Here is a 16,779-nt window from a genome sequence, read left to right on the forward strand (position 1 = left end):
CGTCTACGGCCCTCTCAGACCACGTCGGCCGTCAGCTCCCGCAGCGGCCACACCCCGTCCACCACCGCCGCCGCGTCCCCCTTGCGGCGCAGGAAGGCCTGGAAGTCGGCCGCCCATTCCGCGTACCACTCGATCTGGCGCCGGTGCAGTTCGGCCGGGCCGAGGCCGGCGATCTTCGGGTGGCGGACGGCTATCGCGGCGGCCAGACGGGCCGCGGCGAGGGCGTCGGCGGACGCGTTGTGCGCCGCGCCCAGGACGACGCCGTACTCCCCGCAGACCGCCTCCAGGTTCCGCTTGCCGCGCCGGTAGCGGTCCACCCGGCGGTCGATGGTGTACGGGTCGATCACCGGCGCGGGGGCCGCCCCGCCGAGGCGGTCGGCGAGGGACGGCAGTCGGTGCCGGCGCAGCTCGGCGGAGAGCAGGGTGAGGTCGAACGCCGCGTTGTAGGCGACGACCGGCACGCCCGTCTTCCAGTACGACACCAGCGCCTCGGCGATGGCGTCGGCCACCCGGTCGGCGGGCTCGCCCTCGGCCGTCACCCGTTCGTTGCTGATGCCGTGCACGGCGACCGCGTCGGCCGGGATCTCCACGCCCGGATCGGCCAGCCACTCCCGGTGGCCCAGCGGCTCACCGGCCCTGACCTCGATCACCGCGCCGGTGACGATGCGCGCCTCGCGCGGATCCGTGCCGGTCGTCTCCAGGTCGAAGCCGACCAGCAGCTCCTGGTGCCAGCCCATGGGCGGTCCCCCTTCTCGATGGTGCGTTCCCCCAGTGGCCTCCACCCTGACACGAGGCACTGACAATCGGAGGACCCTGTTCCCTTTCCCCTCGGGGACGGTTCAGGACACAGGGCGCGAATCCGCCCATGTCAGCTCGAATTCCTCGCGGTATGTCGGGAAGAGACCGGATTCGCCCACGTCGTCCGACGTGACCAGCCGGCTGCCGTTGCGCAGCACCAGGACCGGCGACTCCATGCCCCGCGCCCCGCGGAGGTAGGACTGCACCACGGCGACGCCGTCGGCGCCGTCACCGTCCACCAGGTAGGCGGTGAAGCGGGGCGTCTCGTCGTACACCTGGATCTCGAAGGCGCCCGGGTCGCGCAGCCGGGAGCGCACGCGGCGCATGTGCAGGATGTTCATCTCGACGGAGCGGCTCAGTTCGCCCCGTTTCATCCCGAGTTCGCGTTCGCGGCGTTTGACCGAGCTGGAGGCGGGGTTGAGGAAGAGCAGCCGGACCCGGCAGCCGGACTCGGCGAGCCGGACCAGGCGCCGTCCGGAGAAGTTCTGCACCAGCAGGTTGAGGCCGATGCCGATGGCGTCCAGGCGCCGGGCGCCGCCGAAGATGTCCTCGGCCGGGAACTGGCGCATCAGCCGCACCCGGTCCGAGTGCACGGCGACGACATCGGCGTACCGGTCCCCGACCAGGTCCTCGACCGCGTCGACGGGCAGCCGGCGCGCGGAGGGCACGTCGCCGCCCGCGCCGAGCATCTCCAGGAGCCGCGCCGAGGCGCGCTCCGCCTGGCCGAGCACCGCCTGGGACAGGGCACGGTTGCGGGAGACGACGTTGCGCGTCACCTCCAGCTCGTCCAGGGCGAGTTCGAGGTCGCGGCGCTCGTCGAAGTACGGCTCGAAGCAGGGCCAGTGCTGCACCATCAGCTCGCGCAGCTGGGGCAACGTCAGGAAACTGAGCACGTTGTCGTCGGCGGGGTCGAGCAAGTAGCCCTTGCGGCGGCTGACTTCGCGGACGGCGACCGCGCGCTGCACCCACTCCTGGCCGGCCGGTCCGGCCGCGGCGACCACCCACTCGTCGCCGTGCACGGGTTCGTAGACGGGCCGCAGGACGGCGGCGACGACCGAACGCAGCCGCTGTTCCACGAGGTTCAGCCAGATGTAGGCCCGGCCCGCCCGCTGGGCGCGGGTGCGCACCTCGTGCCAGGCGTCGGCGCCCCAGTCCAGCTCCGGCCCGATGGATCCCGCGTCCATCGGCCGCGCCAGGGACACCGCGCCGGGCGGGACGTCCGCGGAGTTCCCCTCGTGACCCTCGTCACCAGGGGGCAGCTCCAGCCCTCCCGAGCCCACCCGTGCACCGCCTTCCGTCCCCGGGCCTTTCCCGTCTCAACGATCAAGGAAGGGTACTCCGGGAGCGCCGCGCGGTGCAGCCGGATGGACAGGTCGGTACCCCGGCTGCTTTGCTCAACTGTTCGGCGTCTCACGCCCGTTCCGGGCCGCCCGCGCGCGGGGAGTGAGCGGTCTCATAACCGGGTACCCGCCGGACCCGTGGAGGCAAGGGGCGAAGGCCGGGGCGGCTGGCGCCGGCGGGCCGCGGCCTCGCGGTCCTCCGGCGACCGGCGCAGGCGTCTTAGGGCGTGTTTCGAAAGTAGCGTCGTCCGCCCGAAGGGCGGGGCCCGCGGCGTCTGGTGCTGGGGGCACCTCCCGGCCGAAGGCTGGGGGAGGGACTTTCGAAACACGCCCTAGGCCATGTGGGTGAGCGAATGTGAGCCGCCTCGCCCACCGGCCCCGCCGGGGTGACACGAAATGCGGCGGGATGGGTACGTAGCTCCCCATGACCTCTGCGCGACCCGGACCGGGGGTGCCCACGGCCACCTACCGGCTCCAGCTCCAGCCCGCCTTCCCGTTCTCCGCCGCCGCCGCGGCCGTCCCGTACCTGGCGTCGCTCGGCGTCTCGCACCTGCACCTGTCCCCCGTCCTGGAGGCCGTGCCGGGTTCCACGCACGGCTACGACGTCGTGGACCACTCCCGCGTCCGCGAGGAGCTGGGCGGCGAGGAGGGGCTGCGGGCGCTGTCCCGGACCGCCCGCGAGCACGGCCTGGGCCTGGTGCTCGACATCGTGCCGAACCACATGGCGATGGCGCCCCGGCACAACCGCGCCCTGTGGGAGGTGCTGCGCGAGGGACCGGAGTCGCCGTACGCACGCTGGTTCGACATCGACTGGGACGCCGGGGGCGGACGGCTGCTGCTGCCGGTGCTGGGCGGCCCGCTCGGCGCCGAACTGGCGCACCTGACGGTCGACGGCGAGGTGCTGCGCCTCCACGACCACGTCCTCCCGCTGCGCGCCGGCACCGAGCGGCTGCCGCTGCCGGAACTGCTCGACGCCCAGTGGTACCGCCCGGTGTGGTGGCGGCTGGCCCGCACCGAGCTGAACTACCGCCGGTTCTTCAGCATCTCGGAGCTGATCGGGGTGCGAGTGGAGGAGCCGGAGGTGTTCGACGCCACCCACGCCAAGATCCTCCAGCTGCTGGAGGAGGGCGTGGCCGATGGGCTGCGGGTGGACCACCCCGACGGGCTCGCCGACCCCGACTCCTATCTCGCCCGGCTGCACGAGGCGAGCGGCGGCCGCTGGACGGTGATCGAGAAGATCCTCGCCGACGACGAGCCGCTGCCCGCCTCCTGGCCGATCGCGGGCACCACCGGCTACGACGCCCTGCGCCGGGTCGACGGTCTGTTCACCGACCCCGAGGGCGCCGCCGAACTCGTCGCGGAATACCGGCGGTTCGCGGCCCCGCAGCCGGACCGGGGCGGCGTCTGGGACGCCACGGTCCGCCGGGCCGCCTACAAGGTGCTCACCCACGAGCTGGCCGCCGAGACCGAGCGGCTCACCCGGGTCGCGGCGCGGTTGTGCGCCACCTCGCCCGACCTCGCGCTGCGCGACCGGGCGCCCTGGGCGCTGCGCACGGCCCTGGAGGAACTCCTGGTCCGCATGCGGGTGTACCGGCCGTACGCCTCCGGGGACGCGGCCGCCGCCGTCACCGAACGGGCCGCCGAGGAGGCCCGGCTCGCCTTCGCGGTGCCCGAGGAGGGGGCGGCCGTCGATCTCGTGCGCCGGCTGCTGGTCGAACCGCCCGGCGATCCGGCCGCGCCGGACCACGCCGACCGGGTCGAGCTGCGCACCCGGTTCGCGCAGACGGCCTCGGCGCTGCGGGCCAAGTCCGTCGAGGACACCGCGTTCTACCGCTATGTGCCGCTGCTGTCGGCGACCGAGGTGGGCGGCGACCCGGGCCGGCCGGGCGTCTCCCCGCGCGAGTTCCACGCGTACTGCGCCCGCGTCCAGCGCGAGCGCCCGCTCACCGGCACCGCCGTCACCACGCACGACACCAAGCGCAGCGCCGACGTCCGCGCGGCCCTCGCCGTCCTCACCGAGTGCCCCGGCCGCTGGGCGGAACTGGTGACCGAGGTGACCCGGCCCGCGGCGGGCGCCCCGGACCGGCAACTGGTCTGGGCAGCCTGGCAGACGGCGTTCGGCCTGGGTCCCGCCGAGGAGGAACGGGTGCGGCGGTACCTGCTGAAGCACGTGCGCGAGGCCGGCCTGTACACCAGCTGGACCGAGCGGGAGGAGCCGTACGAGGAGGCGGTGGCCGCCTTCGTCGCGGCCGGTCCCTGCGGGCCGCCCGGTGAACGCGTGGCCGCCTTCCGGAAGTCGCTGGAGCCGCATGTGCGGGCCAACGTCCTCGGCACGGCCCTGGTGCATCTGACGATGCCGGGGGTCCCGGACGTCTACCAGGGCGCCGAGGCCGAGTACCGGGCCCTGGTGGACCCGGACAACCGCCTGCCGGTCTCCCTGCCGCCCGAAGACGCCGGTGAGAAGGGCGCGTTGACGAGCGCGGCGCTGCGGCTGCGGGCCCGCAGGCCCGGTGCCTTCGGGGCGTCCGCGTCGTACGAACCGCTGTCGGCGCGGGGCCCCGCGGCGGAGCACTGCACGGCCTTCGCCCGCTCCGGAGAGGTGATCACGGCGGTGACCCGCCTGTCGCTGCGGCTCGCGGAGTCGGGCGGCTGGCAGGACACCCGGCTGCCGCTGCCGCCCGGCCACTGGGCCGACGTGCTGGCGCCGGAACGGGAGTTCACCGGCCAGGTAGGACTCGCCGAGCTGTTCGGGCCGCTGCCGGTGGCGCTGCTGGAGCGGGTCACGCGGGACTGAGGGCCGGCTCGTCGGGCCGGCCCGGAAGGGTGTTCACGGCGGGCCACACGGCGCACAGCAGCTCCACGAAGGCAGCGGCGGCCCCGGTGGGCGCCGCGCGGGCGTAGACGGCCAGCGGGCGCCGCCAGGCCGGGTCGGGGGTGAGGAGCACGCAGTCCTCGCCGACGGCGCCGCGCACGATGTGCGTCGGCGCGGCGCACACCCCGACCCCGGCGGCGGCCATCCGCACGGCCGTCGAGGACTGCTCGGTCCACACGGCGGTCCGCGGGGTGAACCCGGCACGCCCGCAGGCCCAGTCGAGGAAGCGCGCGCCGTGCACGACGGGCTCCATGGCGCAGCGGATCCAGGCGTGGTCGGCCAGCTCGGGCAGCGTCACCGTCGCGCGCCCCGCGAGCCGGTCGTCGAACGGCACCACCAGGACGATCTCCTCCGCGCCGATCGGCACGACGGTCCCGGGCGGCTCGACGGGCTCCGGGCCGATGGCGAGGTCGGCGGTGCCGCGCCGCACGGCGTCCTCCAGTGCCTCGGCGGTGGCGTACTCGTGCAGCCGCAGCAGGACCCGCGGGTGGGCGGCGCGCCAGCGGGCGAAGACGTCGGGCAGGGCGCCGACGGCGATGGAGTGCAGGGCGGCGACATGGAGTTCGCCGCCCTCGGCCCCGGCGGCGGCGCGGGCCGCGCGGCGGGCCCGGGCGGCGCTGCGCACGGCGAGTTCGGCGTGCGGCAGGAACGCGCGGCCCATCGGGGTGAGCCGCACGCCCCGGGGCAGCCGCTCCAGCAGGGCCCCGCCGACCTCCTTCTCCAGCGCCTTGATCTGGTGCGAGAGCGCGGGCTGGGTGACGTGCAGGGCGTCCGCCGCGCGCGTGAAGGACGCCTCCTGGACGACCGTCACGAAGTACTCCATCTGCCGCAGGCTCAACTCGCCACCCTCCCATGAGCGTTGTGCATGGATTCCACAAGAACATTGCCTTGGACTCATGGCAAGGGACGGCCGCAGGGTGGTGGTCATGAGCACGAACACAGCGGATGTCATCGTCATCGGCGGCGGCACGGGCGGCTACGGCACCGCCCTGCGCGCCGCCGCCCTCGGCCTCGGCGTCGTCCTCGTCGAACGCGACGAGCTGGGCGGCACCTGTCTGCACCGCGGCTGCGTCCCGAGCAAGGCGATGCTGCACGCCGCCGAACTGGTCGACGGGATCGCCGAGGCCCGGGAGCGATGGGGCGTGCAGGTCACGCTGGACTCCGTCGACTGGCCGGCGCTGGTCGCCACCCGGGACGACATCGTGGCGCGCAACCACAAGGGGCTGCGGGCGCATCTGGCGGAGGCGGGCGTGCGGGTGGTGGGGGGCAGCGCGCGGCTGACGGGGGCGCGGACGGTGTCCGTGGAGGGCGCGGGACAGCACGGAGGCGCCGGGACGGTAGCGGGTGCCGGATCGGTGGGAGGCGCAGGGACGGTCGGGGGCGCCGGAACGGACGGGGGCGCCGGATCGGTCGGGGGCGTGGGTGCCGACGGTACGCCCGGGGCGCACCACCTCACCGCGCGCCGAGGCATCGTCCTCGCCACCGGTTCGCGCCCGCGCACGCTCCCCGGTCTGGAGCCGGACGGGCAGCGCGTGGTGACGAGCGACGACGCGTTGTTCGCGCCGGGGCTGCCGGAGTCGGTCCTGGTCCTCGGCGGGGGCGCGATCGGCGTGGAGTACGCCTCCCTGCACCGCTCCCTGGGCGCGGAGGTCACCCTGGTGGAGGCGGCCGAGCGGATCGTGCCCCTGGAGGACGCGGACGTGAGCCGGCATCTCACCCGGGGGCTGCGGGGGCGCGGCATCGATGTGCAGGCGGGGGCGCGGCTGCTGGACGCGGAGGTGCTGACGGACGGGGTACGGGCCCGGGTGCGCACCGCGCGCGGCGAGACCCGGACGCTGACGGCACGGCGGCTGCTGGTGGCGGTCGGCCGGGTGCCGGTCACCGACGGCCTGGACCTGGCCGCCGCCGGCCTCGCGGCGGACGCGCGGGGATTCGTCGTACCGGCCGACTGGGACCGGCTGGAGACGGCGGTGCCGGGTGTCCATGTCGTCGGCGACCTGCTGCCGCCCCCGTCGCTCGGTCTCGCCCACGCGTCCTTCGCCGAAGGGCTGGTCGTCGCCGAGACGCTCGCGGGGCTGCGGCCCGCGCCGGTCGACTACGCGACCGTCCCCCGGGTGACGTACTCCTCGCCGGGGACCGCCTCCGTCGGGCTCACGGAGGCCGAGGCGCGGGGGCGGGGGCACGAGGTGACCGTGAACAGCATGCCGCTGACCGCCCTGGCGAAGGGGATGGTGCACGGCCGGGGCGGGATGGTGAAGGTCGTCGCGGAGGCGGGTGGCGGACGGGTGCTCGGGGTGCACCTGGTCGGCCCGCACGTCTCGGAACTGATCGCCGAGGGCCAGCTCATCGTCGGCTGGGACGCCGAACCCGCCGACGTGGCCCGGCACGTGCACCCGCACCCGACGCTCTCGGAGGCGGTGGGCGAGGTCTTCCTGACGCTCGCGGGACGGGGGCTGCACCAGCGGTGACCACGGCGGATGCGGTGGCACCGGCTCCGGTTGGCGCTTGCCGGTGGGGTATCCCGCCGGACGCTTGACAGCCACCGCGTGCCGTGCGGGACTGGGAGGGCGAAGCAGGGCGGACGAATCGGGGGTGAGTCTCCTGCCGGAGCTGCGCTATCCCAGCGTTCCCGAACTGGTCGCCTGCGCAAGGGCGTTGGCGGGTTCGGAACCTGGGCTGTGCGCGCTGCGGCAGGTGGGCGTCTCGCGCGCGGGACGCCCGCTGCATTTGCTGTCGGTGGGGCACGCCCGGCGGTCGGTCCTGGTGGTGGCGGGCGCCCACGCCAACGAGCCGGCCGGCGGATCGACCCTGCGGATGCTGGCCCAACGGGTGGCGGCCGAACGCGAGTTGCGTACCGGTACCTCCTGGCACTTCCTGTTGTGCGCGGACCCGGACGGCGCCGCCCTCCATGTCACCCCGGCGCCGCGCAGCCTGCTCGACTACCACCTCGGCTTCTACCGGCCCACGGGCGCCGAGCAGCCGGAGTGGTCACCGTCCGTGCTGCCCCCGGACCGGCTGCCGCCCGAGACGCGGACGCTGACCCGCGTGATCGACGAGCTGCGCCCCTACCTCCAGGTGACCCTGCACGGCACCGATCTGGGCGGTAGCTGGGTGCAGTTGACCCGTGACGTGCCGGGCCTCGCGGAGCCGTTCGCAAAGTCGGCGGCCCAACTGCACATCCCGGTGGAGACGGGCGCCTCGGACGCCGCGGGCTGGCCGGCGTCCGGGCCCGGTGTGCATGTGATGCCCGGTCCGGAGACGGGCGTGGCCTACCCGAGCATGCCGGACGACGCCCGGCACAGCACCTGGTACCACGCGCACCGCTACGGCGGCCTGACCGCCGTGGTGGAGGTGCCGATGTGGGCCAGCGACCTGGTGGACGACCCGGCGCCGCACCCGGCGCCGGAGGCGGCGATGCGGCGGCTGGCCCAGCGGCTGCTGCGGGACTCCTCGCAGGTGGAGCGGGTGCTGACCGAGGCGCTGCCCCGGCTCGACGGCGCCGACGGGCCGCTGCTGCGGGCCGCGCGCTGGGCGCTGGAGCTGATCCCGGGCCTGGCCGAGGACTGGACCCACACCGCGCCGGCCGCCACGACGATGGCCTACGTCGGCAGCGTGGACGCCTTCGGCCGGCGGCTGCCGCTGCGGGCGGCCGCGATGCTGCTGCGGGTGCTGCGGCAGAGCGGCGACCGGGCGGCGCCGGACCTCGAACGGCTCGTCGCCGCCTGGTCCGACGCCTTCGCGCAGCGCTTCCGGGCCCGCTGGGTGCCGCTGGACCACCAGGTGGAGCACCAGTCCCGCACGGTACTGCTGGCAGCCCAGCAGGCCCGGGAGCAGGCGGACTGCTAGGGGGTGTCCGGCGGATCTTGGTGGACGGAAGTCACGGCACGGTTTTGACCCAGGTGAGCGGGGTCTGGTGCGTCGAGATGCAAGGCGGAGGAGGGAGTCGACGCGGGCGTCGGCGACCGACGACAACGCCGCAGATCGGCGTGCCGGACCCCGCGTCTGCGCCAAGATCCGCCGGACACCCCCTAGGCTAGGGCCTCTCGTCTGGATCACGCCGGGCTCGCGGGGTCTCAAGAGGGCAGGCACTTCCGCGTTTCAGCCAGCCGTTCCTGTAATGCGCATGGCATGTAACACGGAGAAACGCGCTCGACACGCCTGAGCGGGGTGGCTCGTAACACGGCGCGGTGAGGATCTCCTCGTCTTTCAAGATCACCACCGGTTCCCAGACACCAGTGGTGCGTCCTACTGAAAGGGGATCCGCCAGATGGCAGAGTCTCAGCCGGGATCGGGCACCAGCCGACGTGGTTTCCTGCGGGCTGTCGGGATCACCGGTGGCGCCGGGGCCATGTTCGCCACCATGGGAGCTCTCGGGCTCGCCCCCACCGCCGCCTACGCCGCCGAGAAGGAAGCGCCCTTCATCGCTCCCCGACGCGGTGACTTCACTCTCCAGGGCCGAGGCGGCAAGCCCGCCAAAGTCGTCGTCATCGGCGGCGGCATAGCCGGCCTCACCTCCGCCTACGAGCTCGGCAAGGCTGGGTACGACTGCACCGTACTGGAGGCCCGCGACCGCGTCGGCGGCCGCAACTTCACCGTGCGCGGCGGTGACACCGTCACCGACCTGAACGGTGTCACCCAGAATGTGACCTTCAGCCAGGGCCAGTACATGAACTGCGGCCCGGGCCGTCTCGCCCAGTGGATGAGCACCCTGGACTACTGCCGAGAACTCGGGGTACCGGTCGAGGTGTTCACCAACACCAACGCCAGTGCCCTCATCTACAACGAGTCCACCGGCATGAAGGCCCCGGTCGCCTACCGCACCGCCAAGGCCGATGTGTACGGCTACGTCTCCGAGTTGCTCGCCAAGGCCACCAGCACCGGCGCCCTGGACGCCGAGCTGAGCACCGACGACAAGGAGCGGCTGCTCACCTTCCTGAAGAGCTACGGCTCCCTCGGCTCCGACTACAAGTACACCGGCACCGAGCACCGCGGCTTCAGCGCCGATCCGGGTGCCGCGGGCACCCCCGGCGTGGTACTCGGCGACATACCGTCCCTGTCCGAGGTCTTCGCCTCGAACGTCGGCCGCTACTTCTCCTTCGAGTTCGGCTACGACCAGGCCATGCTGATGTTCCAGCCGGTCGGCGGCATGGACGCGATACCCATGGCGTTCGCGAAGGCCATCGGTCCCGGCAGGATCCGCACCGGTGCCGCGGTCACCGACATCAGGAACACCTCCGACGGCGTCGAGGTCACCTACACCCGTAACGGCGTCACCAAGGTCATCACCGCGGACTACTGCATCGCCACGCTGGCACCCTGGATCCTCGCCCGGACCTCCCACAACCTCGGCTCCACGGTGCAGAGCGCCCTGGGGGCCGTGCGGCCCTCCCAGGCCTCCAAGATCGGCCTGGAGTACAAGAGCCGCTGGTGGGAGACCGACTTCAAGATCATGGGCGGTATCACCGAGACCGACCTGGATCTGGACCACATCTGGTACCCGTCCTACGGTCACCTCGGCGAGCGAGGCACCGTCATCGGCTACTACAACACCGGCTCCCACTCCGACGCCTACTCGGCGCTCACCCCGGCCCAGCGTCTGGAGCGCGCCGTCACCCAGGGCGTGAAGATCCACGGTGAGAAGTACCGGTCGGAACTCGCGGCCTCGTACTCGCACCAGTGGAAGTTCGCCCCGCACATCGAGGCCGCCTGGCACTCCATGTCCGGCGGCCCCGACGCCCCAGCGTTCGCCCCGCTCAACCAGGCCCAGGGCAACGTCTACTTCGCCGGCGACTACCTGAGCTACCTGGACGCCTGGCAGTGCGGCGCGATCTCCTCCGCCCGCAAGGTCGTCACCGCACTGCATCAGCGGGTTCTGGCTTCCTGACCCGCCCCGCGGGCCCGCGGTGGGCGACCGGAGTCCGCCCGTGAGAGCGGCCGGGCCACCGCGAGCGAGAACGCGGTGGCCCGGCCGGGGCGCGGTGGTGGTCAGCCGTTGGGCAGGATCACCGCACGGCCGTTGATCGTGCCGGCGTGCAGCCGCTCGTAGGCGACCGGCGCGTCGTCCAGCGAGAACGTCTCGGTGTGCACCGACACGGCGCCCGAACGGGCCAGTGCGAGCACCTCCATGAGCTCGGCGCGCGTGCCCCAGTAGGGCGCGGTGACCGAGACCTCGAAGGGCAGCAGGCCGAAGCCGACGGGCAGCGCGGCGCCGCCGATGCCGACGATGGTGACGTCGGCCTCGACACCGGCGACGGCGGCGGCGGTGCGGACGGTGGGCTCGACGCCGACGAAGTCGAAGACCGCCTGCGCGCCGGTGCCGGAGGTCAGGTCGCGGACCTTGCCCGCGGCCTGCGCGTCGGAGAGGACGGCCTCGTGGGCGCCCACGGCGCGGGCCAGTTCGAGCTTGTCCTCGCTGACGTCCAGGGCGATGACCCGGGCCGGGGTCATGGCGCGCAGCAGTTGGATGGCGACATGGCCGAGACCGCCGGTGCCGATGACGACGGCGGTGGAGCCGGCGACCAGCTTGGGCAGCGACCGCTTGATCGCGTGGTACGGCGTCAGCCCGGCGTCGGTCAGCGGTACGGCCGCCACCGGGTCCAGGCCCTCCAGCGGCACCAGGTGCCGGGGGTCGTCGACGATCATGTACTCGGCCATCGAGCCCGGGGAGCCGAGGCCGGGCGGCATGATGCCCAACTCGGCCGCCCGCAGGCAGTAGTTCTCCTTGCCCTCCGCGCACTTGGCGCAGGTGCCGCAGCCCCAGGGGCCGTAGACGGCGACGGCGTCGCCCTCGCTGAGGCCGGTGACGCCGGCGCCCAGGGCGGCGACGGTGCCCACGCCCTCGTGGCCGAGGGTCAGCGGCAGCGGGTAGGGGAAGTTCTCGGCGGGCCAGCTCATCACCGCGATGTCGGAGTGGCAGACGCCCGCCGCGGTGACCTTCAGCAGGACCTGTCCGGGACCGGGCTCGGGGTCGGGGACGGTGACGACCTCGGGGGCGGCGCCGACGGTGCGGTACTGCAGTGCCTTCATGGCGTGTGGCTCCTTTCCTGGGGCTCAGAGGGCGGTGTAGGCGCCGTCGACGAGGTGGTAGCTGCCGGCCACGAACGAGGCACGGTCGGACAGCAGGAAGGCGACCAGTTCCGCGACCTCCGCGGGGCGGCCGAGGCGGCCGGCGGGGTGCAGGGCGACCAGGCCGTCGTGCGCGGCCTGGTCCATGCCCTGGAGCAGCGGGGTCTCGATGAAGCCGGGGCCGACGGCGTTGACGCGGATGTTCCTGGCCGCGTACTCGGCGGCCGCGGTCTTGGTCAGACCGACCACGCCGTGCTTGGCGGCGACGTAGGCGGCCGAACCGGCGAAGCCGACCGAGCCGAGGATGGAGGCGACGTTGACGATCGCGCCGCCGTTGCCGGTGGCCTCGATGGCGGGCAGCTCGTAACGCAGGGAGTAGAAGACGCCGTCGAGGTTGGTGCGTACGACGCGGTTGTAGGCCTCGATGTCGTACTCACCGGTGGGCGCGCTCGGGCCGCCGATTCCGGCGTTGTTCACGGCCAGGTCGAGGCCACCGAAGGTGTCGACGGCGAAGGAGACGGCGGCCTCGACGGACTCGGGCGAGGTGACGTCGAGCCGGACCGCGGCGGCCTTGATGCCCTCGGCCTTCAGTTCGGCGGCGGCCTTCGCGGCGCCCTCTTCGTTGTAGTCGGCGATGACGACTCCGGCGCCGGCGGCGCCCAGCCGCCGGGCGGTGGCCAGGCCGATGCCGGAGGCGGAACCGGTCACGAGGGCGCTGCGCCCGGCGAACTCGGTCGCGTACGCGGTGTTCGAGATGGTGCTCATGGTGCCTTCACTCTTCGCTGTTGCGGTCGGTGGCCGCCTGGGCGGCCTCCGAGGTCAGGGCGTCGTAGGCCTGCTCCACCAGGGCGGCGAGGTCTGCGGCGGCGGAGTCGTCGCCCGACGCGCCCCGCGCCCACAGGCGCAGCGCGGCGGTGAGGACTCCGGCGGCGGCGTCGACCACGACGGCGGGGCGTACGTCCCGTACCTCGTCGGTGTCGAGCCGTTCGGCGATGATGCGGATCGATTCCTCCTGGGCGTCGACCCGGATGCGTTCGTACGCGGCGAAAAGCGCGGGTTCGCCGTCCACCAGGGCCAGCAGCCGGCGCATGCGGGGCCGGACGTGCCAGGCGGGGTTCTCCCGGTCGGCGAGCCAGTCGCGTACGGCTCTGCGGTAGGCCAGCAGGGGAGGTTCGGCGGCGGGGCGTTCGCGCAGGAGGGCGTTGATGCGGTCGCCGTCACCGCGGACGAAGTCGAGGGCCGCGTCCTCCTTGCCGGCGAAGTACCGGCTGAAGGTCCGGCGGGTCACGTCGGCGCGCTCCGCGATGGCTTCCACGGTGGTGGCGGCGAGACCCCGTTCGAAGATCAGGTCGACCGCGGCGGTGGCCATCGCGTCACGTGTCCTTCGAGCCTTGCGCTGCCGCCGGTCCCCGGTGGTGGCGGTGGGAAGCTCCGTCGCTTTCATATCCGCACGATACCTCTCCATGTCCCAATGGGACACTTTTCCCACTGGGACATGTGTCTCACTGGGACACCAGAAGCACGTCACGGGGACACGAGAAGCACGGAGGGCGGCCCCGCCGCCAGCGGAACCGCCCTCACGGCGAGATGTTCAGCGATCCTCCAGGACGGCCGCGTCAGCGGCGGCGTGCCGCTGCGCCGGGGGCAGCAGCAGCACCTCCAGGGCGCGGGCGCACGCGTTGGCCCGGCTCACGAACCAGGCGAGCCGGTCGTCGGTGATGACGTCGGGGGTGGAGCGCACCGCGAGGGCCGCGTGCGCGTGGCCGGCGGCGTCGAGGACCGGCACCGCGGCGGTGCGCACCCCGTAGGCCGACTCGCCGTCGTTGAGGGCGAATCCCGCCTTCCGGACGCGGTCCAGCTCGGCGCGCAGCTCGGCCGGCGCGGTGATGGTGCGGTCGGTGTGCGCCCGCAGCGGCGGCAGCGCGTCGAGGCCCTGCTCACCAGGGCGCGCCCACGCCAGCAGCACCTTGCCCAGGGCCGTGGAGTGCAGCGGGCGGCGCAGGCCGAGTCCGGACGCCGCGTTCACCGATCCGCCGGCCAGGATCACCGCGTGGGCGCCGCCGCGGATGGCGAGGTCGGCCGTGGTGCCGGTGGCCCTTGCCAGCGCGTCGAGTTCGGGCCCGACGCGGTGCATGCCCCGCTGGTGCAGGGAGAGTTGGCCCAGTTCGGCGACCGAGGGGCCGAGCCGGTAGCGGGCGCTGCGCTCGTCCTGCTCCAGGAAGCCCGCGGCGACCAGCGTTCGGGCCAGCCGGTGCGCGGTGGACACCGACAGCTCCATGCGGCGCGCGAGTTGGGAGGCGGTCAGCTCTCCGACGTTGTCCCGGAAACAGTGCAGCAGCCGCAGCGCGCGGGTGACCGCCTGCGCTCCCGGAGGCGCGTCGGGAACGCTGGTGCGCGCATCCGTCGTCATGACCCCAGCATGCGGAGGCTGCCACGATCTGGCAACTGTTGCCAGAACATTGCGCCGTGTCTCCTCCTGTGAACGCTGCCCGACGAAGGGCATGCCACATGGTGGGAAGCATTGCTCCGGGCGGAACACGTGTGCCAGCCTCCGTTGCACGCCGCACACCGCAACGGAAGGGGAGCACCCGTGACGACGACGCCCGGTCCGCTCGACCCGTTCCGCCCGCCGCTGGCCGCGCGGCTCTACCTGGACCTCTGCGGGTCCCGCGGCACCGGCTGTCGCTGACGACCGCCGCACCCGCCCTCGTACGACTTCTCGCGTGGTGGTGAACCGAGCGCCGCACGCGCCGGGTTCGCCCGCGCCCCGCCTTCCCCCCCGTATGCCGCTTGGAGCACCCATGTCCGTTCCGGACGAGATCTGGTTCACCCGCTGCCCCGTCCCGACCGCCACCGGCATCGCGGCCGACCGCGGGACCCTGGCCGAGGCCACCCACCCCGCTCTCGTCTCCGACGACATCGGTGGGTGCTCGCCGACGTTCCCGGGGTGATGACGAGCCTCGGCGCCTGCCCGCCGGGCCGCGACCCCCGCACCGTCCCGGGGAACCACGCCCCGGACGCGGTGTTCCACGACGCGGTGCTGCCGGACGGCGCCGCCCTCCTCGCCGACCTCGCCCTGCGCCGACTCGCCTGACTCCCCACCCCCTCCGTCCTCCCCGTGCTCCCCGTCCTCCCTGGCCTTCCTTTCCTCCCTGTCCTCTCCGTCCGGCCGCCGGACCTCCCGCCTCGACCTCAGCGAAGGACCCCGCCATGCGCCCACCTGCCCCGCGTCGCCGCCTCCGCCACCTGCTGGCCGCGGTGGCGGCCGCCGTGGTGGCGGCCGCCGTGGTGGCGGCCGCCGTGGTGGCGGCGACCACCGCCACCGCCACCGCCTCGGCCACCACCCCCGGCTTCGGCCCCCTGCCGCCGCAGAACCCGGCCACCGCGCCGAACGGCACGGCCACCATGCACGGTGACAGCGCGTCGAGCGACACCACGCCCTATGCCGGGCCCGGGACCGGCTCTATCGCCTGGAGCCGCACCGCACTGGCCTCGGCCTGCCCCACCGTCGTCATCGGCTCCGACGGGTATCCCGTCACCCTGTGCACCACGATCTTCGGGCAGACCCCGACCGTGCATCTGCTCGACCCGGCGACGGGCGGCGATCTGGCGTCGCTCGCCCTGCCGAAGGGAAGCCTGTTCGGCGGCGTCTACGCCTACCTGGACGCGACGGGTGCGCTGGTCGTCGTCGACGGTGACGACAACCTGCTGCGCATCGGCCACCACCTCCAGGGCGGCGACTGGAAGCTGACGGTCGACCAGTCCACCCCGCTGGCCGGTGCCCTCCCGGCCGGTGACGCCGTCGTCGGCCTCAGCCCCGGGTGGGACGGCCGCGTGTGGTTCGCCAGCGCCGGCGGCGTCATCGGGACCGTTGACACCGCGACCGGAGCCGTGCGCACCCTCAGCACCGGCGAGGGCATCGGCAACAGCATCTCCACGGTGCCGGGCCACACCGCCGTGGCCACCGACCACGCGCTGTACCTGCTGAGCCAGACGGCCGACGGGACCCCCGTGATCGACTGGCGGGCGGCCTACGACCGCGGCCCGGGCCGCAAGCCCGGCCAGCTCAGCTGGGGCACCGGCGCCACGCCCAGCTTCTTCGGCCCCGGCGACGGCACCGAGTACGTCACCATCACCGACAACGCGGCGCCGCACGAGAACCTGCTGGTGTACCGGGTCGCCGACGGTCCCACCCCGCTGTGCGCCACCCCGGTCCTCACCCAGTACGCCCAGAGCGGCACCGAGGACGCCGTCATCGCCAGCGGCAGCAGCGTCTTCGTCACCAACACCTTCGGTTACGCCTACCCGGCGCTCCCGGACGGCGCCCCGCCCAGCGTCCCGTCCTCCGCGGACTTCGACGGCGGCATGAGCCGGATCGACGTCGACGCGGACGGCAGCGGCTGCCACCTCGTGTGGAACAGCGGCGTGAAGTCGGCGGCGCTGCCCCGGCTCTCGCTCGACGACGGCAGGATCTACACCTTCACGGTCAGCGGGCCGACGGACGTGGTCGGCTCCAACACCTTCGCCGACTACTCCTACGCGGTCGTCGACCCCGCGACCGGCACGGTCCAGAAGACGTCGTCCATCGGTCTCGGCCTGCTCTACAACCCCCTCCAGATGACCGGCACCACCGCGCCGGACGGCACCCTCTACCAGGGCACGGAGACCGGAGTGCTGCGGATCACCCGTCGCTGACGGGCACTC

Annotated in this window: 14 protein-coding genes; 7 read left to right on the top strand and 7 right to left on the bottom strand. The window is 73.6% G+C overall.

Annotated features, from left to right (window positions below; all coding sequences use genetic code 11):
* Window positions 1–14: 14 nt before the first annotated feature.
* Window positions 15–737, bottom strand: coding sequence for a 3'-5' exonuclease (locus AB0927_RS04200; RefSeq protein WP_366665954.1), 723 nt, complete (start codon window positions 735–737; stop codon window positions 15–17).
* Window positions 738–839: 102 nt separating this feature from the next.
* Complete coding sequence (locus AB0927_RS04205) at window positions 840–2,078, bottom strand: SAV2148 family HEPN domain-containing protein (protein WP_366665955.1); 1,239 nt, start codon at window positions 2,076–2,078, stop codon at window positions 840–842.
* A 511-nt stretch (window positions 2,079–2,589) separates the two neighbouring features.
* Here AB0927_RS04205 and treY point away from each other — a divergent pair.
* Entirely contained in the window at window positions 2,590–4,932 is a 2,343-nt protein-coding gene (treY, locus tag AB0927_RS04210) for a malto-oligosyltrehalose synthase (RefSeq protein ID WP_366666059.1), read from the top strand.
* On the opposite strand, the gene AB0927_RS04215 is transcribed toward treY, so the two are convergent.
* Window positions 4,919–5,833 carry a LysR family transcriptional regulator gene (locus AB0927_RS04215; protein ID WP_366665956.1) on the bottom strand — a complete coding sequence of 305 codons (915 nt, stop codon included), beginning with the start codon at window positions 5,831–5,833 and terminating at the stop codon, window positions 4,919–4,921. The genes treY and AB0927_RS04215 overlap by 14 nt on opposite strands.
* 103 nt (window positions 5,834–5,936) lie before the next feature.
* Here AB0927_RS04215 and AB0927_RS04220 point away from each other — a divergent pair, with 103 nt between their 5' ends.
* The 3 genes from AB0927_RS04220 (at window position 5,937) to AB0927_RS04230 (ending at window position 10,894) form a co-directional block, all read left to right on the top strand.
* Window positions 5,937–7,478 carry an FAD-dependent oxidoreductase gene (locus AB0927_RS04220; RefSeq protein WP_366665957.1) on the top strand — a complete coding sequence of 514 codons (1,542 nt, stop codon included), beginning with the start codon at window positions 5,937–5,939 and terminating at the stop codon, window positions 7,476–7,478.
* A 124-nt stretch (window positions 7,479–7,602) separates the two neighbouring features.
* Window positions 7,603–8,856 carry a M14 family zinc carboxypeptidase gene (locus AB0927_RS04225; protein WP_366665958.1) on the top strand — a complete coding sequence of 418 codons (1,254 nt, stop codon included), beginning with the start codon at window positions 7,603–7,605 and terminating at the stop codon, window positions 8,854–8,856.
* A 421-nt stretch (window positions 8,857–9,277) separates the two neighbouring features.
* On the top strand, window positions 9,278–10,894 hold the full coding sequence (locus AB0927_RS04230) for a flavin monoamine oxidase family protein (RefSeq protein WP_366665959.1): 1,617 nt from the start codon (window positions 9,278–9,280) through the stop codon (window positions 10,892–10,894).
* 101 nt (window positions 10,895–10,995) lie between these two features.
* Here the strand turns inward: AB0927_RS04230 and AB0927_RS04235 are convergent, their stop codons facing one another.
* From AB0927_RS04235 to AB0927_RS04250, 4 genes are all read right to left on the bottom strand, one after another.
* Complete coding sequence (locus AB0927_RS04235) at window positions 10,996–12,036, bottom strand: NAD(P)-dependent alcohol dehydrogenase (protein ID WP_366665960.1); 1,041 nt, start codon at window positions 12,034–12,036, stop codon at window positions 10,996–10,998.
* A gap of 24 nt (window positions 12,037–12,060) precedes the next feature.
* A complete protein-coding gene (locus tag AB0927_RS04240; RefSeq protein ID WP_366665961.1) occupies window positions 12,061–12,840 on the bottom strand; it encodes an SDR family NAD(P)-dependent oxidoreductase in 780 nt (259 codons plus the stop codon).
* Between the two features lie 7 nt (window positions 12,841–12,847).
* The gene (locus tag AB0927_RS04245; RefSeq protein ID WP_366665962.1) at window positions 12,848–13,519 is read right to left on the bottom strand and encodes a TetR family transcriptional regulator; all 672 of its coding nucleotides are present in this window, start codon (window positions 13,517–13,519) and stop codon (window positions 12,848–12,850) included.
* 147 nt (window positions 13,520–13,666) lie between these two features.
* The gene (locus AB0927_RS04250) at window positions 13,667–14,485 is read right to left on the bottom strand and encodes an IclR family transcriptional regulator (RefSeq protein WP_366665963.1); all 819 of its coding nucleotides are present in this window, start codon (window positions 14,483–14,485) and stop codon (window positions 13,667–13,669) included.
* 391 nt (window positions 14,486–14,876) lie between these two features.
* Here AB0927_RS04250 and AB0927_RS04255 point away from each other — a divergent pair, with 391 nt between their 5' ends.
* From AB0927_RS04255 to AB0927_RS04265, 3 genes are all read left to right on the top strand, one after another.
* Window positions 14,877–15,026 (top strand): hypothetical protein, encoded by a 150-nt coding sequence (locus tag AB0927_RS04255; RefSeq protein ID WP_366665964.1) that lies wholly within the window; start codon window positions 14,877–14,879, stop codon window positions 15,024–15,026.
* Window positions 15,023–15,169, top strand: coding sequence for a hypothetical protein (locus AB0927_RS04260; RefSeq protein ID WP_366665965.1), 147 nt, complete (start codon window positions 15,023–15,025; stop codon window positions 15,167–15,169). Before AB0927_RS04255 ends, AB0927_RS04260 begins: the two co-directional genes overlap by 4 nt.
* 116 nt (window positions 15,170–15,285) lie before the next feature.
* Window positions 15,286–16,770: a hypothetical protein gene (locus tag AB0927_RS04265; protein ID WP_366665966.1), complete on the top strand. Its 1,485-nt coding sequence runs from the start codon at window positions 15,286–15,288 to the stop codon at window positions 16,768–16,770.
* Window positions 16,771–16,779 lie beyond the last annotated feature (9 nt).

Source organism: Streptomyces sp. NPDC048106 (genome assembly GCF_040706415.1).
Classification (GTDB): domain Bacteria; phylum Actinomycetota; class Actinomycetes; order Streptomycetales; family Streptomycetaceae; genus Streptomyces.

Coding starts and splice junctions, on each gene's coding strand:
- AB0927_RS04200 (WP_366665954.1), bottom strand. CDS start 737: ATGGGCTGGCACCAGGAGCTGCTGGTCGGCTTCGACCTGGAGACGACC.
- AB0927_RS04265 (WP_366665966.1), top strand. CDS start 15,286: ATGCGCCCACCTGCCCCGCGTCGCCGCCTCCGCCACCTGCTGGCCGCG.
- AB0927_RS04230 (WP_366665959.1), top strand. CDS start 9,278: ATGGCAGAGTCTCAGCCGGGATCGGGCACCAGCCGACGTGGTTTCCTG.
- AB0927_RS04240 (WP_366665961.1), bottom strand. CDS start 12,840: ATGAGCACCATCTCGAACACCGCGTACGCGACCGAGTTCGCCGGGCGC.
- AB0927_RS04250 (WP_366665963.1), bottom strand. CDS start 14,485: ATGACGACGGATGCGCGCACCAGCGTTCCCGACGCGCCTCCGGGAGCG.
- AB0927_RS04235 (WP_366665960.1), bottom strand. CDS start 12,036: ATGAAGGCACTGCAGTACCGCACCGTCGGCGCCGCCCCCGAGGTCGTC.
- AB0927_RS04220 (WP_366665957.1), top strand. CDS start 5,937: ATGAGCACGAACACAGCGGATGTCATCGTCATCGGCGGCGGCACGGGC.
- AB0927_RS04245 (WP_366665962.1), bottom strand. CDS start 13,519: ATGAAAGCGACGGAGCTTCCCACCGCCACCACCGGGGACCGGCGGCAG.
- AB0927_RS04215 (WP_366665956.1), bottom strand. CDS start 5,833: ATGGAGTACTTCGTGACGGTCGTCCAGGAGGCGTCCTTCACGCGCGCG.
- AB0927_RS04255 (WP_366665964.1), top strand. CDS start 14,877: ATGTCCGTTCCGGACGAGATCTGGTTCACCCGCTGCCCCGTCCCGACC.